Below are 18,654 nucleotides of genomic sequence, written 5' to 3'. Positions count from 1 at the left end.
TATGCTATCCGACAGCGCGCGCCGACAGCACAAAACGGGGCGATCGGCACCAATCTGAGTTACTTTGAGAATCTGATTTCTGGATCGCCATTTTTTTGAAATCTGGTTCCTTATTTTGCTGCTCTCTATCTGTCAGTTTCCGGCTCTCACAAGCGCCGGACACCGGCCAAGGACGGGATCACAGAAAAATGAAATGGCTCAATTCGCTCATCGTCGCCGGGACGCTGCAGGTTCTGGCTGTCACAGCCGGCCATGCCGGCGCCAACCTCGACCAGATCAAGCAGGCCGGCACCATCAAGGTTGGCACCGAAGGCACCTACGCACCCTTCACCTACCATAATGATGCCGGCGCGCTGGTCGGCTTCGACGTCGAGATCGCCAAGGCGATCGGCGACAAGCTTGGCGTGAAAGTCGAGTTCCTCGAAGGCAAATGGGACGGGCTGATCGCCGGTCTCGACGCCAACCGCTACGACGCCGTCATCAACGAGGTCGGCATCACCGACGCGCGCAAGGCCAAGTACGACTTCTCCGATCCGTACATCGCTTCCAAGGCGGTGCTGATCGTGCGCGGCGACGACACCGCCATCAAGACCTTCGCCGATCTCAAGGGCAAGAAGGCGGCGCAGTCGCTGACCTCGAATTTCGGCAAGCTCGCCGAGACCAACGGCGCCGAACTTGTCGGCACCGACGGCTTCGACCAGTCGATCCAGCTTTTGCTCACCGGCCGAGCCGACGCCACCATCAATGACAGCCTGTCCTTCCTCGACTTCAAGAAGCACAAGCCGGACGCCAATGTGAAGATCGCCGCGCAGGAAGAAAACGCCGACTATTCCGGCGTCATCGTGCGCAAGGGCGATCCGGAACTGGTGGCCGCGATCAACAAGGCGCTGGCCGACATCAAGGCCGACGGCACCTACAAGAAGATCGCCGACACCTATTTCGGCCAGGACGTTTCGCAGTAACGAAGGCCTCCCGGCGATCGCCGGCAATGACACAATATAGCGGCGGGCCGTCTTTGATGGCTCGCCGTTTTTCGCATGGTATGACAACCGCACAATTGCACTGCCGGACCGGTCTAGACGGCATTTGCAAGGAGAGGAGCCGCTCGTGCCGCACTGGCTGCAACTGATGCTGGACTCGTTGCCGACGCTGTTGTGGGCGGCGCTGATCTTCACCGTGCCGCTGACTCTGCTGTCGTTTGCGCTCGGCCTGTTCGTCGGCCTGGTTGTCGCCCTGGTGCGGCTATTCGGGCCGAAGCCGCTGGTCGCCGCGGTGCGCTTCTATGTCTGGATCTTTCGCGGCACGCCGCTTCTGGTGCAGCTGTTCCTGATCTTCTACGGCCTGCCCTCGGTCGGCATATTGCTCGATGCCTTTCCGGCGGCGCTGATCGGTTTCACCCTCAACATCGGCGCCTACAGTTCGGAAATCATTCGCGCGGTGATCGGCTCGGTGCCGAAGGGCCAGTGGGAGGCAGCCTATTCGATCGGGATGACCTGGAGCCAGGCGATGCGGCGCACCATTCTGCCGCAAGCCGGCCGGGTCGCGGTGCCACCGCTGTCCAACACCTTCATCTCGCTGGTCAAGGATACGTCGCTGGCTGCGGCCATCACCGTGCCGGAAATGTTCCAGGCGGCGCAGCGCATCGTCGCCACCACCTATGAGCCGCTGATCCTCTATGTCGAGGCGGCGATCCTCTATCTGGCAATGAGCTCGGTGCTGTCTGCCCTGCAGACGCGGCTGGAGGAACGGCTCAACCGTTACGGCGGCTTCCTGGAGGCGCGCTCTTGATCGGCCTCACCGACATCGAAAAGCGCTTCGGCGACAATCTCGTGCTGAAGGGCGTAACGGTCACCATTGCCGAAGGCAGCGTCACCGCGCTGGTCGGTCCGTCCGGCGGGGGAAAGAGCACGCTGCTGCGCTGCATCAACCTCCTGGAGTTCCCGACCTCGGGCATGGTGCGCATCGGCGACGAGACGCTGGAATTCCGTCCCGGCATCAAGATCCCCAGTCGGGACATCCAGCGCCTGCGGCTGCAGACCGGCATGGTGTTCCAGAATTTCCAGCTGTTCCCGCACCGCACCGCCATCGAGAACGTCATGGAAGGGCTGGTGACGGTGCTGAAATGGCCAACGGCAAAGGCGCGTGAGCGGGCGCTGGCGCTGCTCGAGAAGGTCGGCATGGCGCACAAGGCCGATGCATGGCCGGTGACTCTGTCGGGCGGCCAACAGCAGCGCGTGGCGATTGCCCGCGCGCTGGCGCCGTCGCCCAAGGTGCTGCTCTGCGACGAGCCGACCTCGGCGCTCGATCCGGAACTGGCGCAGGAAGTGGTCGACGTGCTCGGCAAGCTTGCCAGCGAGGGCACGACCATGGTGATGGCAACGCACGATCTCAGGCTCGCCTCCAAGATTGCGCAGGAAGTGGTCTTTCTCGATGCTGGCGTCGTGGTCGAAAAAGGTCCGGCTGCGGTGCTGTTCGGCAATCCGGAACGCGAGCGGACCAAACGTTTCATTGCGACGCTGAAGCAGGAGGCAGGCGAGGCGTAGGCGCGTGACTCGCTTCAGCCCTTCCCAGAAACAAAAAAACCCGGCGCGAGGCCGGGTTTTTCATGAATTGCAAGACGAAAGCGATCAGGCAGCTTCTTCCTGTTCGGATTCCTCATTGTCGGCCTTGGCGCCGCGCTTAGGGCCCTTGTTGAGGTTGACCTCGATCAGGCGCACGGCTTCGGTTTCAGACATGCGGTTGACCGCGGCGATCTCACGGGCCATGCGGTCGAGTGCCGCCTCATAGAGCTGACGCTCGGAATAGGACTGCTCGGGCTGGTTGTCGGCGCGGTAGAGGTCGCGCACGACTTCCGAGATCGAGATCAGATCGCCCGAATTGATCTTGGCATCATATTCCTGGGCGCGGCGCGACCACATGGTGCGCTTGACCCGGGCGCGACCCTGCACGACCTTCAGCGCGCGCTCGACATAATCCTCTTCCGACAGCTTGCGCATGCCGATGGAGGTCGCCTTGGCGACCGGCACTTTCAGCCGCATCTTGTCCTTCTGGAAGTCGATGACGAACAGTTCCAGCTTGTGGCCCGCAACTTCCTGCTCATCGATCGAGACGATCTGGCCGACGCCGTGCGCCGGATAGACGATGTACTCGCCGGTCTTGAAACCGTGACGTGCCGCGGTGGACTTCTTCTGCGGGGTGATCGTAGCCATTACGCCCTGAACTCCTTGTTGTGGCACCGGCGGCCTGCCGGTCCGAACGCGTGCGATCGGGGACGCCGATCGTTAGCCGCACAACAGATGAACCCATCGGAAAAAGCCGGGACCGGCAAACCGCATAGCGACTGCCTGGCCCAGATCGCTCTGGTCCGATTGGGGATTTCACCTTTCAGTGATTTGGGGCGCTTGCGCCATAAATCGACGTTGTGTCACCGGCATGTTTCAGCAGATGTAGCACAAAAAGTAGGAAGAATCAAGGTTTTGCTGCAAACGCGAAGGTCGAGCGACATCACCGCCTGTCAGGGCCGTTGATGTATGATGCGCGTTACGCTGCGTTATGACGGCCAAGTCGGCCGTAGCATCAGTCGCCTTCGCCTGGCTCAGCGGAGAAATATTTCTCGAACTTGCCGGCCTCGCCGTCGAAGGTCTTGGCGTCTGCCGGAGGCTCCTTCTTGGCGGTGATGTTGGGCCACTTCTCGGCGTATTCGGTGTTGACCTGCAGCCATTTGTCGAGACCCGGCTCGGTGTCGGGCTTGATTGCATCGGCCGGGCATTCCGGTTCACAGACGCCGCAATCGATGCACTCGTCGGGATGTATGACGAGCATGTTCTCGCCTTCATAGAAGCAGTCGACCGGACAGACCTCGATGCAGTCCATGTACTTGCATTTAATGCAGTTGTCGGTCACGACATAGGTCATTGGTCGGCTCCGGGACGTCCCGTTTTTGTTAGGCTTTTTTGGTGAGGTAACCCCTTTGCCTGCCGCTTGCAAGGGCGGCTGTGCCTGGCGCGACCGGCGCTTCCGAAATGGGATTGCAGATCACCGGCATGGCAAACACCGACAAAGCTTCAGTCTTCACCGAACAGACGGTCAGTTTGCCTGCGCTCTTTCTTGGTCGGACGGCCGCTGCCTGCCTCGCGCAGCGCGGGAATGGCATCGGCAACAGCCTCGCCTTTCGGCGCCGGCGGCGGTGACATGTCCTCGTAGAGCGTGCGGGCTTCCTCGGCCGGGCCGCGCCGCGTCCCGGTGCCAAGCACCTTCCAGACGAAGATGCGGCGCTCGTGCGTGATGGTCAAAACATCGCCGGGCTTGACCAGATCCGACGCCTGCGCTGCTTTGTCGCTGTTAACGCGGACGCGCCCGGCGACCACCAGCTTGGCGGCCAGCGAGCGCGATTTCACCGCACGCGAGAAGAACAGCCATTTGTCGATGCGCTGGCGACCCTCAGCAACCATCGAACCGTGCCGTGCCTACTTCTTCAGCTGGTCGCGCAAGGCGGCGAGCTTGGCGAAGGGTGAGTCCGGATCGAAGCGCACCGGCCGTTCCTCGCGCGGCTTGGCCTGAAAGGCCGGCTTGCCGCCTTGCGGACCGCCTTTGCCTTCCGGCCTGCCGCCTTTCCAGTCGGGGCGGCCTTCGCGCGGACGCTCGCCTTGCGGCTTGCCGTCGCGGCGTTGTTCGCCTTCGGCCTGCGGCGTGGGCTTGAACTTCGAGCGGTCGAAGCGCGGCTTGGCGGCACCGTCGCGCTGGTCGCGCCGGCCCTGATGGGCTGGACGCTCGCCCTGTGCCGGCTGTCCCGCGGCATCGGCAGGCGCACCGGTGCGGGCAGCCTGGCCGTTGCGCGGGCGATTGTCCCTGCGGTTTTCGTGGCGATGACGCGGGCGCTGCTCGAAACGGCCCTGCCGCCACAACAGGACTGGTTTTGGTTCTTCAGCCTCTGGCGCGGCTTCGCCAGTTCCACCCTCCCCCTCGTGGGGAGGGTCGGCGCGAAGCGCCGGGGTGGGGGCAGCGCCGGCGTCGTCAGTTGCATCTTCAGCGTCGGCGGCGTCAGCACGACCTGCTTCGTCAGCGCCGTCACCCCCACCCGCGTCGCTTCGCACCGCGACTCCCCCCATCGAGGGGGAGGTAAGGGCGTCGGCGCCTTCGGTGACAGTGACGTCGGCGAAAGCTTCTGTAACGGGCGGGACTTCTTCCGCGATTTCCGCGGGAGCTTCGATTTGCTCTTCAGAACCAGCCTCCGCTGCCGGTTGGGCGACGGACTCTGCGGTATCCTCTGACGTAACTTCTGCGGCGGTAGCTTCAACAGCCGCATCCGGCTCCGCACCCTCGGCCGGTGCTTCGGTGACAGCATCCGCTGCGGCGGCTTCCGCCGCAGCCGCTTCCGCCAGCTTTGCCGCAGCCGCTTCCCGCGCCGCATTGTCCTGCGCTTCGAGCCGCGCCTTCACCTCTGCAGGCGGCTTCGGCTCGGCGCGGTAGCCGAGACCCTTCAGGATCTCTTCCATGTCGTCGGCGGTGGCGCCGAGGATCGACATCATCGGCGGCGTCACCATGAAGGACTGGCCGTCATAGGCGCCATCCGGGCGCTGGCCAAGGCCGGGCTTCCAGTTGGTCGCGGGGCGGATCAGGTCGGCCAGCCGTTCCAGAATGTCGATGCGCACAGCGCGGCGGCCGAGATTGCGGTAGCCGGCGAGCTTGTAGAAGGTCTTGTCGAAAGCCGGGTCGATGACCACCGAGGTGCGGCCGGAGGCCAGCGCGTGCACCACGTCGCCGAAGCCGGGCTTGTCCTTGCCGTCATTCTTCAGCGCCCACAAAAGCGTAATCAGGCCGGCGGGTGCGGGCTTGATCAGCGCCGGCACGAAGACGTGGTAGGCGCCAAAACGCACACCGAGCCGGCGCAGGGCAGCGCGTCCCTCCTGGTCGAGCGACTTCATCTCTTCGGCGATGTCGCGGCGGTTGATGAGGCCGAAATGCTCGACGAGCTGGAAGGCGATGCCACGGCCGATGCCGGTGATCTGCTCGGCATTCTTCAAGTCGACCAGCGGCTTCAGCAGCGACTCGATCTGGAAATTGACGAAACGCTCGGCGCGCGCAGCAACCTTGTCGCGGGCGGGGCCGGTCAGCTGCTCGTCGGCCAAAAGCACCAGGCGCGGCTTCAGCGCGTCCTCGCCGGCAACCAGCGTGCCGATCGGCGCGCCGATCCAGCGCAGCGTGCCGTCGGAGCCGAGCGCCAGGTCGCCATTGGCGCAGGCGCCGAAGCGTTCGGCGCGCGCCTCGAACTCAGCGGCAAGCGCCTTTTGCGCTGCCGTGCGCACGGCCTTGGCGTCTTCGCCGCCGGCGCTCTGGTCGGCGGTGAAGCGGAACCCTTGCAACTCGCCGACATGATGGCCTTCGACAAGGACGGTTCCGGTAGGACTGATTTCGGCTTCAGGCATTGTATTTTCTCTAAGGCGCCGCATGAGGACGGAAGTCCTGCGGTCTACAAACCGTTTCGTCAACCGCTCATGCAGCGCATCCGACAATCTGTCTTCGATTTCGCGCGTCTTTTCCTGCCAGTGTGCCTGATCGGCCAGCCAGCCGGGCCGGTTGGACACGAATGTCCAGGTGCGGATCTGGGCAATGCGGTGCGACAGCGTATCGATATCGCCTTCGGTTGTGTCAGCCCGGCGCACCTGCTCGGCCATGTAGTTCTCGTCTACATGGCCGTGTTTGGCGAGGTCCGTGTAGATCGAGGCGATGAGGTCGGAGTGCTGGGCCGGCGCGATCTTGCGGTAGTCGGGGAGCGCGCAGGCTTCCCACAGCAGCGCCACGCGCTTGGCGTTGGTGGCGAGCGCGCGGATGTCCTCGTCGCGGGAGAGATGCTCGAGCGCCTGCGCATCGACCGCCGGCAGCGCCCGCGTCAACCCTTCGACCGGGGCGTTGGTCTCGATCGAACGCTTCAGTGCGTCGAGGCTGGCGAAATCGAAATGCGCGGTGCGCCATTGCAGCACCTTCACCGGGTCGAACTCATGACCCTCGATGCGCTTGACCAGTTCCTCGTCCAGCGGATCGACCTGGCCGGTGACGCCGAATGTGCCGTCACGCAAATGTCGGCCGGCGCGGCCGGCAATCTGGCCGAGCTCAGCCGCCGTCAGATTGCGGTACTGGTAGCCGTCGAATTTGCGGTTCTGGGCAAAGGCGACATGGTCGAGATCGAGGTTGAGACCCATGCCGATGGCGTCGGTGGCAACGAGATAATCGACGTCGCCCGCCTGGAACATTGCCACCTGGGCGTTGCGGGTGCGTGGGCTGAGGGCGCCGAGCACGACGGCAGCGCCGCCCTGCTGGCGGCGGATCAGTTCGCCGATGGCGTAGACCTCGTCGGCGGAGAAGGCGACGATGGCGGTGCGACGCGGCAGGCGGGTCAATTTCTTCGAGCCGGCATAGGCGAGGTGCGACAGCCGCGGCCGCGTCACCACCGAAACGCCCTTCAGCAGGCGCTGCAGAATGCCATGCATGGTGGCGGCACCAAGCAGCAGCGTTTCCTGGCGGCCGCGCAGATGCAGGATGCGATCGGTGAAGATGTGGCCGCGTTCGAGGTCGCCGGCAAGTTGCACCTCGTCGATGGCGACGAAGGCGGCGTCGGTCTCGCGCGGCATGGCCTCGACGGTGCAGACCGAATATTTCGCGCCGGGCGGCTGGATTTTTTCCTCGCCGGTGATCAGCGCCACCTTGTGGGCGCCGACCTTTTCACAGACGCGGGCGTAGACTTCTCGCGCCAGCAGCCGCTGCGGCAGGCCGATGATGCCACTCTCATGCGCGACCATGCGCTCGATGGCGAGATGGGTCTTGCCGGTGTTGGTCGGACCCAGCACGGCGGTCACGTCGCGGCCCGACAGGATCAGCGGCTGGGTGTGTTTCGGCTGGATGTTCATCGGCCCGGAAATGAGGCTTTCTGCATCGTGTTGTCGGGAGCGCGCCTCGCATGGCGCGTATGACACGCGACACATAGGGATTTCGGGCGCGAAGCGAAAGCGGAATGTTCCGGCCGTCAGTTCGCGAGTCTCGTTCGAGGTCCGGATTCGCTCCCGATTAACAGTTGGAACGAGTCTGGAACGAATCGGCTACGAATCAGTGACTCCAGCAGATTCAGCTTTTGTTCACGGCTACATGTGGATTTTGCGACCGGGAGTCTCACCACATGCTGAATCCATTGAACTGGCCCGATTCATGCAGGGCGGGCCTTGCCATTAACCTTCGCCAGCGAAGAATGGCCACTGCTCAGCGGTCATTGGCCAAGGTTATGAAATTATTGTCTTTTCTTAACCCAGCTTTAACCATTTGGCAGAGCTTTTCGGCCTTCGCCACTAACGTTTCGGTCAAAGCCGGAACGAATCGGAGACGAATCAGCGATGGGCGGGTTTTCCCGATTTGTTCACCCCAATATGTTGTGTTATCCACAGCTTGCCCACCGAGAATTCACAGCTTGTGAAGCGAGTTTCGCACAGCCTGAGCCGGCGCCGTTAATCTTTGCGTGCCGGAACGGGGCAGTGCCGACATGGAAGCCTGAGAGCGTTGCCTGTCGACGACGAAAAAACGGGCGCGAGCCGGCCCGTTTTTTCTCTCAGGCGAAATGCTGTCGCTCAGGCGAAGTACTGGCCGCCATTGGCGGTGATGGTCGAGCCGGTGATGAAGCCGGCGTCCTCGGAGGCGAGGAAGACGACGCAGCGCGCGATCTCTTCCGGTTCGCCGAGGCGGCCGACCGGGATCTGCGGCAGGATGCGCTCGTTGAGCACCTTCTCGTCGATCGCTTTGACCATCTCGGTGGCGATGTAGCCGGGGCAGATGACGTTGACGGTGATGCCCGCGCGAGCGCCTTCCTGGGCAAGCGCCTTGGAGAAGCCGATGTCGCCGGCCTTGGCGGCGGAATAGTTGACCTGGCCGGCCTGGCCCTTCTGGCCGTTGATCGAGGAGATGGTGATGACGCGGCCGAACTTGCGGTCGCGCATGCCGCCCCACAGCGGATGCGTCATGTTGAAGACGCCGGAGAGGTTGGTGTCGATGACTTCTTTCCACTGCTCGCGCGTTAGTTTGTGGAACATGGCGTCGCGGGTGATGCCGGCATTGTTGACCAGCACCGAGACCGGGCCGAGATCGGCCTCGACCTGTTTGATCCCGGCGGCGCAGGCATCGTAGTCGGCGACCGACCATTTGTAGGTCTTGATGCCTGTTTCCCCGCTGAACTTCCCCGCAGCCTCGTCATTGCCGGCATAGTTGGCAGCAACCGTGTAACCCGCATTCTTAAGGCCGATCGAAATGGCGGCGCCGATGCCTCGCGATCCACCGGTGACGAGCGCTACTTTGGTCATGAAGTTCCTCCTCCCTAAAGTTTTTGGTGAATGGTCAATTTGGTGAATGGTCAATAGTGAATGGTGAATGGCGAGCGATGTGCCGCCTTCGACCATTCACCATTGCCTATTCACCATTCACTCTTTTCACAGCGCTTCCACGCACAAGGCGACGCCCATGCCGCCGCCGATGCAGAGCGTGGCGAGGCCCTTCTTAGCGCCGCGGCGGCGCATCTCGAAAACCAGCGTGTTGAAGACGCGCGCGCCGGAGGCGCCGATCGGATGGCCGATGGCGATGGCGCCACCATTGACGTTGACGATCGACGTATCCCAGCCCATGCCCTTGTTGACGGCACAGGCCTGTGCGGCGAAGGCTTCATTGGCCTCGACAAGGTCGAGGTCCTTGACCGACCAGCCGGCCTTCTCCAGCGCTCGCTTCGAAGCGGGAATAGGTCCGGTGCCCATGATCGCCGGATCGACGCCGGCGGTCGCCCATGACGCGATGCGCACCAGCGGGGTGATGCCGCGCCTTGTGGCTTCGGCCTCGGTCATCAGCAGCGCGCCGGCAGCGCCGTCATTGATGCCGGACGCGTTGGCGGCGGTCACCGTGCCGTCCTTGTCGAAGGCCGGCTTCAGCTTGGTCATGGCGTCGATGGTGGCGCCGTGGCGGATGTATTCGTCCTGGTCGACAATGGTGTCGCCCTTCCTGCCCTTGATGGTGACGGCGACGATCTCGTCCTTGAATTTGCCGGCCTTCTGTGCGGCCTCGGCCTTGTTCTGCGAGGCCAGCGCGAACTGGTCCTGATCGTCACGGGTGATCTGGAACTGGCGGGCGACGTTCTCGGCGGTGTTGCCCATGTGGTAGCCATTGAAGGCGTCCCACAGGCCGTCCTTGATCATGGTGTCGATCATCTTATAGTCGCCCATCTTGACGCCGGCGCGCAGATGCTCGGCGTGCGGCGACAGCGACATCGATTCCTGGCCGCCGGCGATGATTACCGTGGCGTCGCCGGTGGCGATCTGCTGCATGCCGAGCGCGATGGCGCGCAGGCCGGAGCCGCAAACCTGGTTGAGGCCCCAGGCGGTGGTCTCCTTGGGCAGGCCGGCATTGATCGACGCCTGGCGGGCTGGGTTCTGGCCTTGGGCTGCCGTCAGCACCTGGCCGAGAATGACCTCGTCGACTTCGCTCGGCTCGACGCCGGCGCGCGACAAAAGCTCCTTGATGACGACGGCGCCAAGCTCATGCGCCGGGGTGGCGGCGAAGGCGCCGTTGAAGGAGCCGACAGCGGTGCGCGCGGCGCTGGCGACAACGATTGAATTGGCAGCGGACATGTTTCTCTCCAGACTTCGAGGTCGTATTCTCTAGTGTTGTTGGGACTTTTCTTGCCCGTTCCACACCCCAAGTCAAACCGGAAATGGGCATGCCGGCCACGCGCCGCAAGCGGGGCACGAGCGGCCAGCGCGGTCGCCGGGCCTTTGCTGCGCAGCATATTTAGCCTGCCATGCAGCATTAAATGATGCCGCACTGCACAAACCGCTTGGAATTATGGAGCTTTTGCGGATATCCTTAAAAATGGCGCAATCGTTACCGGCGGCTTACTCAGGCACGCCGGTGTCCCGGGAGGATGCTGATGGCCGCGAAAGACGACCCAATCATTATCAAGAAATATGCCAACCGCCGTCTCTACAACACCGGCACCAGCACCTATGTGACGCTCGAGGACCTGGCCGAAATGGTCAAGAAGGGCGAGGAGTTCACGGTGCAGGACGCCAAGACCGGCGACGACATCACTCATCCGGTGCTGACCCAGATCATCTTCGAGCTGGAGAACAAGGACGGGCAGAACATGCTACCGATCCCGTTCCTGCGCCAGCTCATCGCGTTCTACGGCGACCAGATGCAGATGATCGTGCCGAGCTTCCTCGAACAGTCGATGATCGCCTTCTCCAAGGAGCAGGAGCGCTTTCGCGAGCAGATGAAGGGCGCGATCGGCAAGTCGCCGCTGGATGTGATGAAGATCGCCACGCCGATCAAGGCGCTGGAAGAGCAGACGCGGCGCAACATGGAAATGTTCCAGAACGCCATGCGCCTGTTCACGCCGTTCCCGCCAGCCGCCTCGAATGGCACTGCCGCGGCTGCGCCCGAGCCGGCCCGCAAGGAAGTGCTGGAAAAGAGCGGCGACGACCTTCAGGAGTTGAAGGAACAGATCGCCGCCATGCAGCGCAAGCTCGACACGATGTCGTAAGCGATCCCCGCAGGGTCGACCGCCTCGATTGGTTGAGGCGGTCTTGCCTTCACGGGTCGATTTTCGCTGCCACGATTCCCAGATCTCGTCGGGCTGCCCGCTGAGTGAGCGGTAGAAGGCCTTCGCCGGCATGTTGGATTTCAGCACCGTCCATTTGATGGCGGACGCGCCAATGCCGGCGGCGTATTGGCGAAGCTGTTCAACAAGCGCATGGCCGACCGCCATGCCGCGCGCTTCCTCGGCGACGTAGAGTTCCTTAAGCCAGACAACCGGCTTCAGGTCGTAGGTCCACGGGATGATGTAGTGGACGGCGATGCCGACGATCACGTTCTCTCGCTCTGCCACGAGCACGCCGAACCGGGGCGATGGCCCCAGCCCGTGTTCGACAAGGTCCGCTTCGGTGAGGCGGAACTTGTCGTCATAGCCCTCGAAGATGGCCAGCGCCCGCATAAGCGCGAGCACCGCGCCAACATCCTGCCGTCCGAACGGACGGACCATAATCGCCGCCATCTGCCTGCTTTCGCTTGTCTGCAAGGTCGACCATATCGCTTACACGCTCCCGCGCCAGCCTAGAGCATGATCCCGAAAAGTGGAATCCGGTTTTAGGAAAAGATCATGCTCAAACAAAGAGATAGAGTGGTTCGGCGTTTCCGTGAAACGATGAACCGCTCTAGTGCTGAACCAAGGCTCAGGCGTGCAAGACGCCTGGCTCCTTGCCGGAAGTGAAGGGGAGTTCCTCGTCCTGCCAACCGGTTATGCCGCCGATCATGATCTTCACGGGACGACCGAGGCCGGCCAGCTTGAAGGCGGCCCGATCCGCGCCATTGCAATGCGGTCCCGCGCAATAGACGACGAACAGCGTCTCTACCGGCCACTCTGCCATCCGTTCGGCCGATATTTCGCGGTGTGGCAGACGCAGCGCGCCCGGCACGTGCCGGCGTTCATAGGCTTCCGGCGAACCGACCACATGCAAAAGGACAAAATCTTGATCGCCGCTGCGCAGCGCCGCGGCGACGTCGGAACAGTCGGTCTCGACGGAAAGCCGGCGCAGGAAATGGTCCCGGGTGATTTCCGGCGATGCCGCCGGAATGTCTGTCACGCAGCTCATCGATGATCTCCATTGCTGATGCGACGGAGAGATAAAGCACCAGGTACAGCGATTGCAGCTGGCAGCTTTGCCATATATCGTCAAGATCATGCCAAATATGCCTTCCGCCAATCCGCGCCCTGCGAACCCTCTCGTCGTTGCCATTGCCTATGACGGTCTGTGCACGTTCGAGTTTGGCGTGGCGGTTGAGATCTTCGCCTTGCCCAGGCCGGAAATGGGAACGGATTGGTACCGTTTTGCCGTTGCCGGGATCGATGCCGGCGAAATGCGCGCGCTGGGCGGTGTGCGCATCGTTGCCGATGGCGGGGCTGATCTGATCGGCCAGGCCGACACGGTGATCGTGCCTGGCTGGCGCGGATCGGAGGCGCCGGTGCCGCCGGCGCTGATCGAGGCGCTTCGCAAGGCGAACGAGCGCGGCGCCCGCATTCTTTCGATCTGCTCGGGCGTGTTCGTGCTTGCCGCCGCGGGCCTGCTTGCCGGCAAAAGGGCGACAACGCATTGGCGCTATAGCGATAAGCTGACGGAGATGTACCCAGACATCACCGTGGTTCCAGATGTTTTGTACATCGATGAGGGAAATGTCCTGACATCGGCCGGGAGTGCCGCGGGCATCGACCTTTGCCTGCATCTGGTGCGGCGCGACTTCGGCACCAAAGCGGCAAACATGGTGGCGCGTCGTCTGGTGGTGCCGCCGCACCGTGACGGCGGCCAGGCGCAGTATGTCGAGAGTTCCGTTCCCGAGCCGCACGAGCGCAGCCGGCTCGGGCCTTTGATCGACAGAATGCGCGCCAATATTTCGGCCAACTATCCCGTCGCCGTCCTGGCCGAACTAGCCGGGATGAGCGAGCGGACATTTCTGCGCCGGTTCGCGGCCGCAACCGGCGTTACGCCGGCGCGCTGGCTGCTCTCGGAACGGCTTTCGCGGGCGCGCACGCTGCTGGAAGACACCGCCATGCCGATCGAGCGGATTGCCGAGACCGCCGGCTTCGGCGCGGCAGGCACGTTGCGGCATCATTTTCGTCAGCAGTTCGCCACGACGCCCGTCGCGTACCGTGCGCGGTTCGGGAGCACTTCCAGGTCGGGCTGAGGGGGTTCTATTTTACGCAATTCCGGACGGAAACCGCTTCACACTTTTCCTGGAATTGCTCAGGTCAAAGACCCTTCATAGCGGCCACGCGGCCTGATGATGCTGCCGCTCGTCACCTGCTCGACCGTATGCGCGGCCCAGCCGACGCTGCGCCCAAGCGCAAACAGCTGGAATGGCGCATCGCGCGGCAGGCCAAAACTGCGCGTCAGCGCGGCCAGGGCAAAGTCGATGTTCGGGTGCGTGCCGGTCGCGGCGATAGCGGCCTTTTCCAACTGTTGCAGCGTCTCGTCGACGGGGATGACTGCCAAAAGTGCGGTGGCACGTGGATCGCCGTCGGGATAGAGCGGATGGCCGAATGCCGGCAAGGGCCGGTCGTGGCCGAGCCAGCGCCGGATCGCCGCCTCGGCGCCGTGCCGAGCCGCATCCTCCGCCAGCTGCATCACCGCTTCGCCGGCGCCGCCGTGGCGCGGGCCGGTTAGCGTCGCCAGGCCCGCCAGCAGGCATGCGGTGGGCGAGGCCCCGGTCGAGGCCGCGACGCGGGCAGTGAAGGTCGATGCGTTGAGTTCATGATCGGCAAGCAGGACAAGGGCGCAGCGGATCGCCTCCGCGCCGGCTTCATCCACCGACCAGCCCTGCGCAAGACGCCGATGGACAGGTGCCGTGCCGCCCGCGGCTGCTAGCGATTGCGCCAGCGCCCCTATTGTGTGCGCGGCCTCGGTACACAGCGAGGCGGCGCTGCGTCCAAGCGACGGCCGCCCCTGGCTGGCAAGCATGGCAAGCTGCGCAAAAGCCGAAGCGCGACCGGCTGGATGAGGCGCCTCAGACGATGGTGTTTTGAAAGCCACCGGTTCGGGCAGGGCCCAGAGCAGAGCGGCGGTTTCCTCCAGCGTGGCGGATTTGGACAGCGCGACGGCATCCTGCCCCCGGTAGATGAGGCGACCGTGCACAACGGTCGAAATCGCCGTTGCGATCGACGGCTCGCCCCAGGCGATCGCGCTCTCGGCGATGGCCGAGGGACTGCGGCCGCGCGCCCGCCGGGTGGCAAGTGCGGCGATGTCGTCAAGGCGATACTGGCTGCGGCGCGGGTCGGTCTCATCGGGCCGCATGCCGATGCGGCCACGGCTGACATAGGCGTAGAGCGTCTGCGGCCGGACCTTGAGCCTTTCCAGCGCATCTTCCCGCGACAGCCATTCGGACATTTTGACCCCTGATATTGATTATATTGATCAAGATTGATGAGCGCGTGGTCAACCTTTATATTTCGGCGAGCAAAGCTGCAAGGAGATGAGACATGGCAAACGGGCTCGATGATGTGGTGGCCGCGGAGACGGTGCTCTCCGATGTCGATGGCCTCGGCGGCCATCTGACGATAAGGGGCCATGCCTTGCCGGAATTGGCCGGCCGCTGGCGCTACGCGCAGGTGGTTCGCCTGCTGCTAGACGGTTTCTTCGACGATCTGCCCAGCGATGCGGAACTGGCGGCAAGACTGGGCGAAGCTCGCGTCGAGGTGTTCGAGCGGCTCAAACCTTCGCTGCCGCTTCTGGCGCCGCTTGACGTCTACAGCGCCATGCGCGCCGGCATGGCGCTGCTGCCGGACGGCGAGACGCTGGCGGACGCCCTGCGGGTGATCGCGGCGCCCACGGTGCTGACGCCGGCCCTGCTGCGCTTCAAGCGCGGCGAGCAGCCGATCGCACCGGACGCCAAGGCCGATCATGCAGCCGACATGTTGCGAATGCTCAAGGGGGCGGTCCCGTCGCCGGCTTTGGCAAAAGCGCTCGACACTTATCTGGTGACCGTCTGCGACCACGGCCTCAATGCCTCGACTTTTGCTACCCGCGTCGTCGCTTCGACGCAGGCCGGGCTGACATCTTCTATTTTGGCCGGGCTAGGCGCGCTCAAGGGGCCGCTGCATGGCGGCGCCCCCGGCCCGGTGATCGAGATGCTGGATGCCATCCAGGTGCATGGCGATGCCGCCACCTGGCTGCGCGACGAAGTTCAGCATGGCGAGCGCATTATGGGCTTCGGCCATCGCATCTACCGCGTGCGCGATCCGCGCGCCGATGTGCTGAAAGCGGTGGTGCGGCAACTTGGCGGTGAAGGCGATACCGGCCGCCGGCTGGCCTTTGCCGAAAAGGTCGAGCAGACCGCGCTCGAGGTGCTTCGCATCGCCAAGCCGCAGCGCTCGCTGCAGACCAATGTCGAGTTCTACACCGCGCTGGTGCTGGAGGCGGCGGGCTTTCCGCCAGAGGCGTTCAGCAATGTCTTTGCCGCCGGGCGCGTCGCCGGCTGGATCGCGCATGCGCGCGAACAGCAGACCACGGGCCGGCTGATCCGGCCGCAGTCGCGCTATGTCGGGCCGGTGCCGAAGCTTGTTGCCTGAGGCTCCAGGCCTATTTCGGAAGAACATGGCCTCTCCGCCTCACGGCGGAGAGGCTTTTCTTTTATGACCAAAATTTCATGTGATCACGCGACCGTGTTCGTGTTCTTGCCTCGGTCATCACTTATATGCTGCACTGCAACATAAGTCCGCTGCGGTTGAACCCGCCCGATTCACGGGCGGGATAAGGCAGCAGCTACCAAACCGATACAGGAACGCCATGACGAAAAACGGCAAGGCGGAGGAAACGAAAAAGATCAACATTGCGCTGCAGGGCGGCGGCTCGCACGGGGCTTTTTCCTGGGGCGTGCTCGACAGGCTGCTGGAGGATGGCAGGCTGGAGATCGCCGCGGTGTCAGGCACCAGCGCCGGCGCCATGAATGCGGTGGCGTTGGCCGACGGCTTCGTGCGCGGCGGCGTCGACGGTGCGCGGCAAAAGCTCGACGATTTCTGGCGCGCGGTGGCGGCGAAAGGCCGCTTCAGCCCGGTGCAGCGCATGCCGTGGGACGTCGCCTGGGGCAACTGGTCGATCGAAAACACGCCCGGCTATTTCTTCTTCGACACCATGTCGCGGGTGTTTTCGCCCTATGTCGCCAATCCGCTCGGGCTCAACCCGCTGCGCGACGTGGTCGAACAGGAGATCGATTTTGCCAATGTCCACGCCTGCAAGTCGATGGAACTGTTCATTTCGGCGACCAATGTCGAGACCGGACAGCTGCGGGTCTTCTCGGACGGCGAGATCGACCTCGACACGGTGATGGCCTCGGCCTGCCTGCCGCAACTGTTCCAGGCCGTCGAGATCAAGGGCGTGCCCTATTGGGATGGCGGCTATGGCGGCAATCCGGCGCTTTATCCGTTCTTCAAGACGGCGGCGACCGAGGACGTGCTTCTCGTGCAGATCAATCCGGTGGTGCGCGAAGGGACGCCTAAGAGCGCCAACGAAATCCAGAATCGCATCGACGAGATCACCTTCAATGCCGGGCTTTTGCGTGAATTCCGCTCGATTGCCTTCGTCAAGGAACTGATCGCCGCCGGCCGCCTGCCGCGTGGCGAATACCGCGACATCCGCATGCATCGCATCGATGCCGACGAGGCGTTCAAGGATCTGTCGGCGTCGTCGAAGGTCAATGCCGAATGGGCCTTCCTGACCTATCTGCGCGATCTTGGCCGCATAGCGGCGAGCGACTGGCTGGAAGAGAACTACGACGCTGTCGGCAAGCGCCCGACGCTCGATCTTTCCGGCGAGCTCGACGACGGCTTCAAGCCGGTGCGCGGGCCGGCGCCGGGTCGGCGGGTCAAGGAATTCCTCGCCGCGCGCAAGAAGCCCGAGGCAGAGCGCCGTCAGGCCTGAAGGGCGAGGTCGATCACCTTGACCAGCGCGGCCACGGCCGTGCGCTGTTCGTCCGGGTCGCTGATGCGCGCCTTCATGCCTTCCAGCCCGTCAAGCAGCATGTCGGAGAGCAGCCGCGCCGACAGGCCCTTGGTCGCCAGGTCGGTGCCGTTGCGCCTGGCCTCGTTCTCGATCGCCGTGCCGATATGCGCGCCAAGGCCGTCGCGCCAGCAGCCGACGAGATCGGCAAGGCTCGACTTCATGTCAAGCAGTTCGGCGCCGTGCGGCGAGGCAATGACGGTGCGCATCATCGAGATCAGCGCTTCGTCGATCGCTTGCGTCGCCCGCTCGGCGAAGGTGCCATCGCGGGCCAGCGCCATTTTTGCCGCCTCGACCGAGCGCGACAAAATCATCATCGCTATGGCGCGAAAAATGTCGGTCTTGTTCTTGAACAACAGATAGAGCGCGGGCCGCGACATGTCGGCGGCACGCGCAATGTCGTCCATGGTGGTGCGCGAAAAACCATAGGCCAGGAACACCTTCAAGGCGCCGTCCAGGATGCGGACGCGCCTGGGGTCTGTGGTGGTGATGTCTTCGATCTGATTCACGGCTGCGACACTATCTGCGGAACCTCTATTGACAAAATTACGAAATTTGTCAACTTGTAAGGGCGAGATGGCAGTCGACCATTTCGTCCGGCTATGGACGACAACGAAGGGTATCCCCATGCGCCTCACAGTCGACGGCCAATCGTTCGACATCGATGCCGATCCCGAAATGCCGCTGCTGTGGGCGCTGCGCGATCTCATCGGCAAGACCGGGCCGAAATTCGGCTGCGGCATCGCCGCCTGTGGCGCCTGCACGGTGCATGTCGACGGCCAGCCGGTGCGTTCCTGCTCACTGCCGGTCGGCCAGGCGACAGGCGCCATCACCACCATCGAGGGCATCGGCACGCCCGGCAAGCTGCATCCGGTGCAGCAGGCCTGGCTGGAGGAGCAGGTCGCGCAATGCGGCTATTGCCAGGCCGGCCAGATCATCAGCGCGGTGGCGTTGCTCGACGAAGTCGCCGATCCGACCGACGCCGACATCGACAATGCCATGGGCGGCAATCTCTGCCGCTGCGGCACCTATCCGAAGATTCGCGCCGCCATCAAAAAGGCGGCCGTCCTCAAGACGGCGAGGCTCTGAT

At 63.6% G+C, this 18,654-nt stretch carries 17 protein-coding genes and 1 pseudogene; 8 read left to right on the top strand and 10 right to left on the bottom strand.

Translation table 11 applies throughout. The features are described 5' to 3' along the window. The first annotated feature begins 188 nt into the window (after nucleotides 1-188). From AC1D1L_RS10200 to AC1D1L_RS10190, 3 genes are all read left to right on the top strand, one after another. On the top strand, nucleotides 189-962 hold the full coding sequence (locus tag AC1D1L_RS10200) for an amino acid ABC transporter substrate-binding protein (RefSeq protein WP_112559637.1): 774 nt from the start codon (nucleotides 189-191) through the stop codon (nucleotides 960-962). 145 nt (nucleotides 963-1,107) lie between these two features. Further along, complete coding sequence (locus tag AC1D1L_RS10195) at nucleotides 1,108-1,788, top strand: amino acid ABC transporter permease (protein WP_477340952.1); 681 nt, start codon at nucleotides 1,108-1,110, stop codon at nucleotides 1,786-1,788. Then, nucleotides 1,785-2,543 (top strand): amino acid ABC transporter ATP-binding protein, encoded by a 759-nt coding sequence (locus AC1D1L_RS10190; protein WP_477340950.1) that lies wholly within the window; start codon nucleotides 1,785-1,787, stop codon nucleotides 2,541-2,543. The genes AC1D1L_RS10195 and AC1D1L_RS10190 overlap by 4 nt, the downstream gene beginning before the upstream one ends. An 84-nt stretch (nucleotides 2,544-2,627) precedes the next feature. Here the strand turns inward: AC1D1L_RS10190 and AC1D1L_RS10185 are convergent, their stop codons facing one another. The 6 genes from AC1D1L_RS10185 to AC1D1L_RS10160 form a co-directional block, all read right to left on the bottom strand. Further along, nucleotides 2,628-3,209, bottom strand: coding sequence for a CarD family transcriptional regulator (locus AC1D1L_RS10185; protein WP_112559634.1), 582 nt, complete (start codon nucleotides 3,207-3,209; stop codon nucleotides 2,628-2,630). A gap of 367 nt (nucleotides 3,210-3,576) precedes the next feature. Next, the gene (fdxA, locus tag AC1D1L_RS10180) at nucleotides 3,577-3,915 is read right to left on the bottom strand and encodes a ferredoxin FdxA (protein ID WP_027031582.1); all 339 of its coding nucleotides are present in this window, start codon (nucleotides 3,913-3,915) and stop codon (nucleotides 3,577-3,579) included. Between the two features lie 149 nt (nucleotides 3,916-4,064). Next, complete coding sequence (locus AC1D1L_RS10175) at nucleotides 4,065-4,451, bottom strand: RNA-binding S4 domain-containing protein (RefSeq protein WP_477340948.1); 387 nt, start codon at nucleotides 4,449-4,451, stop codon at nucleotides 4,065-4,067. Between the two features lie 15 nt (nucleotides 4,452-4,466). Then, nucleotides 4,467-7,904 (bottom strand): helicase-related protein, encoded by a 3,438-nt coding sequence (locus AC1D1L_RS10170; RefSeq protein WP_477340946.1) that lies wholly within the window; start codon nucleotides 7,902-7,904, stop codon nucleotides 4,467-4,469. Between the two features lie 708 nt (nucleotides 7,905-8,612). Next, nucleotides 8,613-9,338, bottom strand: coding sequence for an acetoacetyl-CoA reductase (gene phbB, locus AC1D1L_RS10165; RefSeq protein ID WP_203280765.1), 726 nt, complete (start codon nucleotides 9,336-9,338; stop codon nucleotides 8,613-8,615). Nucleotides 9,339-9,464: 126 nt separating this feature from the next. Further along, nucleotides 9,465-10,649: an acetyl-CoA C-acetyltransferase gene (locus tag AC1D1L_RS10160; protein WP_477340944.1), complete on the bottom strand. Its 1,185-nt coding sequence runs from the start codon at nucleotides 10,647-10,649 to the stop codon at nucleotides 9,465-9,467. Nucleotides 10,650-10,948: 299 nt separating this feature from the next. Here AC1D1L_RS10160 and phaR point away from each other — a divergent pair, with 299 nt between their 5' ends. Next, nucleotides 10,949-11,563 (top strand): polyhydroxyalkanoate synthesis repressor PhaR, encoded by a 615-nt coding sequence (gene phaR / locus AC1D1L_RS10155; protein WP_477340942.1) that lies wholly within the window; start codon nucleotides 10,949-10,951, stop codon nucleotides 11,561-11,563. A gap of 162 nt (nucleotides 11,564-11,725) precedes the next feature. Here the strand turns inward: phaR and AC1D1L_RS10150 are convergent. Together AC1D1L_RS10150 and AC1D1L_RS10145 are read right to left on the bottom strand one after the other, a co-directional pair. Continuing rightward, nucleotides 11,726-12,013 (bottom strand): annotated as a pseudogene (locus tag AC1D1L_RS10150) (GNAT family N-acetyltransferase); the annotation flags it as partial. A 238-nt stretch (nucleotides 12,014-12,251) separates the two neighbouring features. Next, nucleotides 12,252-12,671, bottom strand: a complete 420-nt coding sequence (locus AC1D1L_RS10145) for a rhodanese-like domain-containing protein (protein WP_477340940.1) — start codon at nucleotides 12,669-12,671, stop codon at nucleotides 12,252-12,254. Between the two features lie 88 nt (nucleotides 12,672-12,759). On the opposite strand from AC1D1L_RS10145, the gene ftrA reads away from it, so the two are divergent. Further along, nucleotides 12,760-13,758 (top strand): transcriptional regulator FtrA, encoded by a 999-nt coding sequence (ftrA, locus tag AC1D1L_RS10140; RefSeq protein WP_477340938.1) that lies wholly within the window; start codon nucleotides 12,760-12,762, stop codon nucleotides 13,756-13,758. Nucleotides 13,759-13,817: 59 nt separating this feature from the next. On the opposite strand, the gene AC1D1L_RS10135 is transcribed toward ftrA, so the two are convergent. Further along, on the bottom strand, nucleotides 13,818-14,957 hold the full coding sequence (locus tag AC1D1L_RS10135) for a citrate synthase (protein ID WP_477340936.1): 1,140 nt from the start codon (nucleotides 14,955-14,957) through the stop codon (nucleotides 13,818-13,820). Between the two features lie 92 nt (nucleotides 14,958-15,049). Between AC1D1L_RS10135 and AC1D1L_RS10130 the strand changes: the two genes are divergently transcribed. Together AC1D1L_RS10130 and AC1D1L_RS10125 are read left to right on the top strand one after the other, a co-directional pair. Beyond that, entirely contained in the window at nucleotides 15,050-16,138 is a 1,089-nt protein-coding gene (locus tag AC1D1L_RS10130) for a citrate synthase/methylcitrate synthase (RefSeq protein ID WP_477340934.1), read from the top strand. Nucleotides 16,139-16,355: 217 nt separating this feature from the next. Next, on the top strand, nucleotides 16,356-17,486 hold the full coding sequence (locus AC1D1L_RS10125; protein ID WP_477340933.1) for a patatin-like phospholipase family protein: 1,131 nt from the start codon (nucleotides 16,356-16,358) through the stop codon (nucleotides 17,484-17,486). On the opposite strand, the gene AC1D1L_RS10120 is transcribed toward AC1D1L_RS10125, so the two are convergent. After that, on the bottom strand, nucleotides 17,477-18,073 hold the full coding sequence (locus AC1D1L_RS10120) for a TetR/AcrR family transcriptional regulator (protein WP_477340931.1): 597 nt from the start codon (nucleotides 18,071-18,073) through the stop codon (nucleotides 17,477-17,479). The genes AC1D1L_RS10125 and AC1D1L_RS10120 overlap by 10 nt on opposite strands. Before the next feature lie 118 nt (nucleotides 18,074-18,191). Between AC1D1L_RS10120 and AC1D1L_RS10115 the strand changes: the two genes are divergently transcribed. Further along, the gene (locus tag AC1D1L_RS10115) at nucleotides 18,192-18,653 is read left to right on the top strand and encodes a (2Fe-2S)-binding protein (protein WP_477340929.1); all 462 of its coding nucleotides are present in this window, start codon (nucleotides 18,192-18,194) and stop codon (nucleotides 18,651-18,653) included. Nucleotide 18,654 lies beyond the last annotated feature (1 nt).

It is taken from the genome of Mesorhizobium sp. P2_D6, from assembly GCF_056404315.1.
The sequence above is the reverse complement of the archived record's forward strand: the minus strand, read 5'-3'. Positions and strand labels throughout refer to the sequence as shown.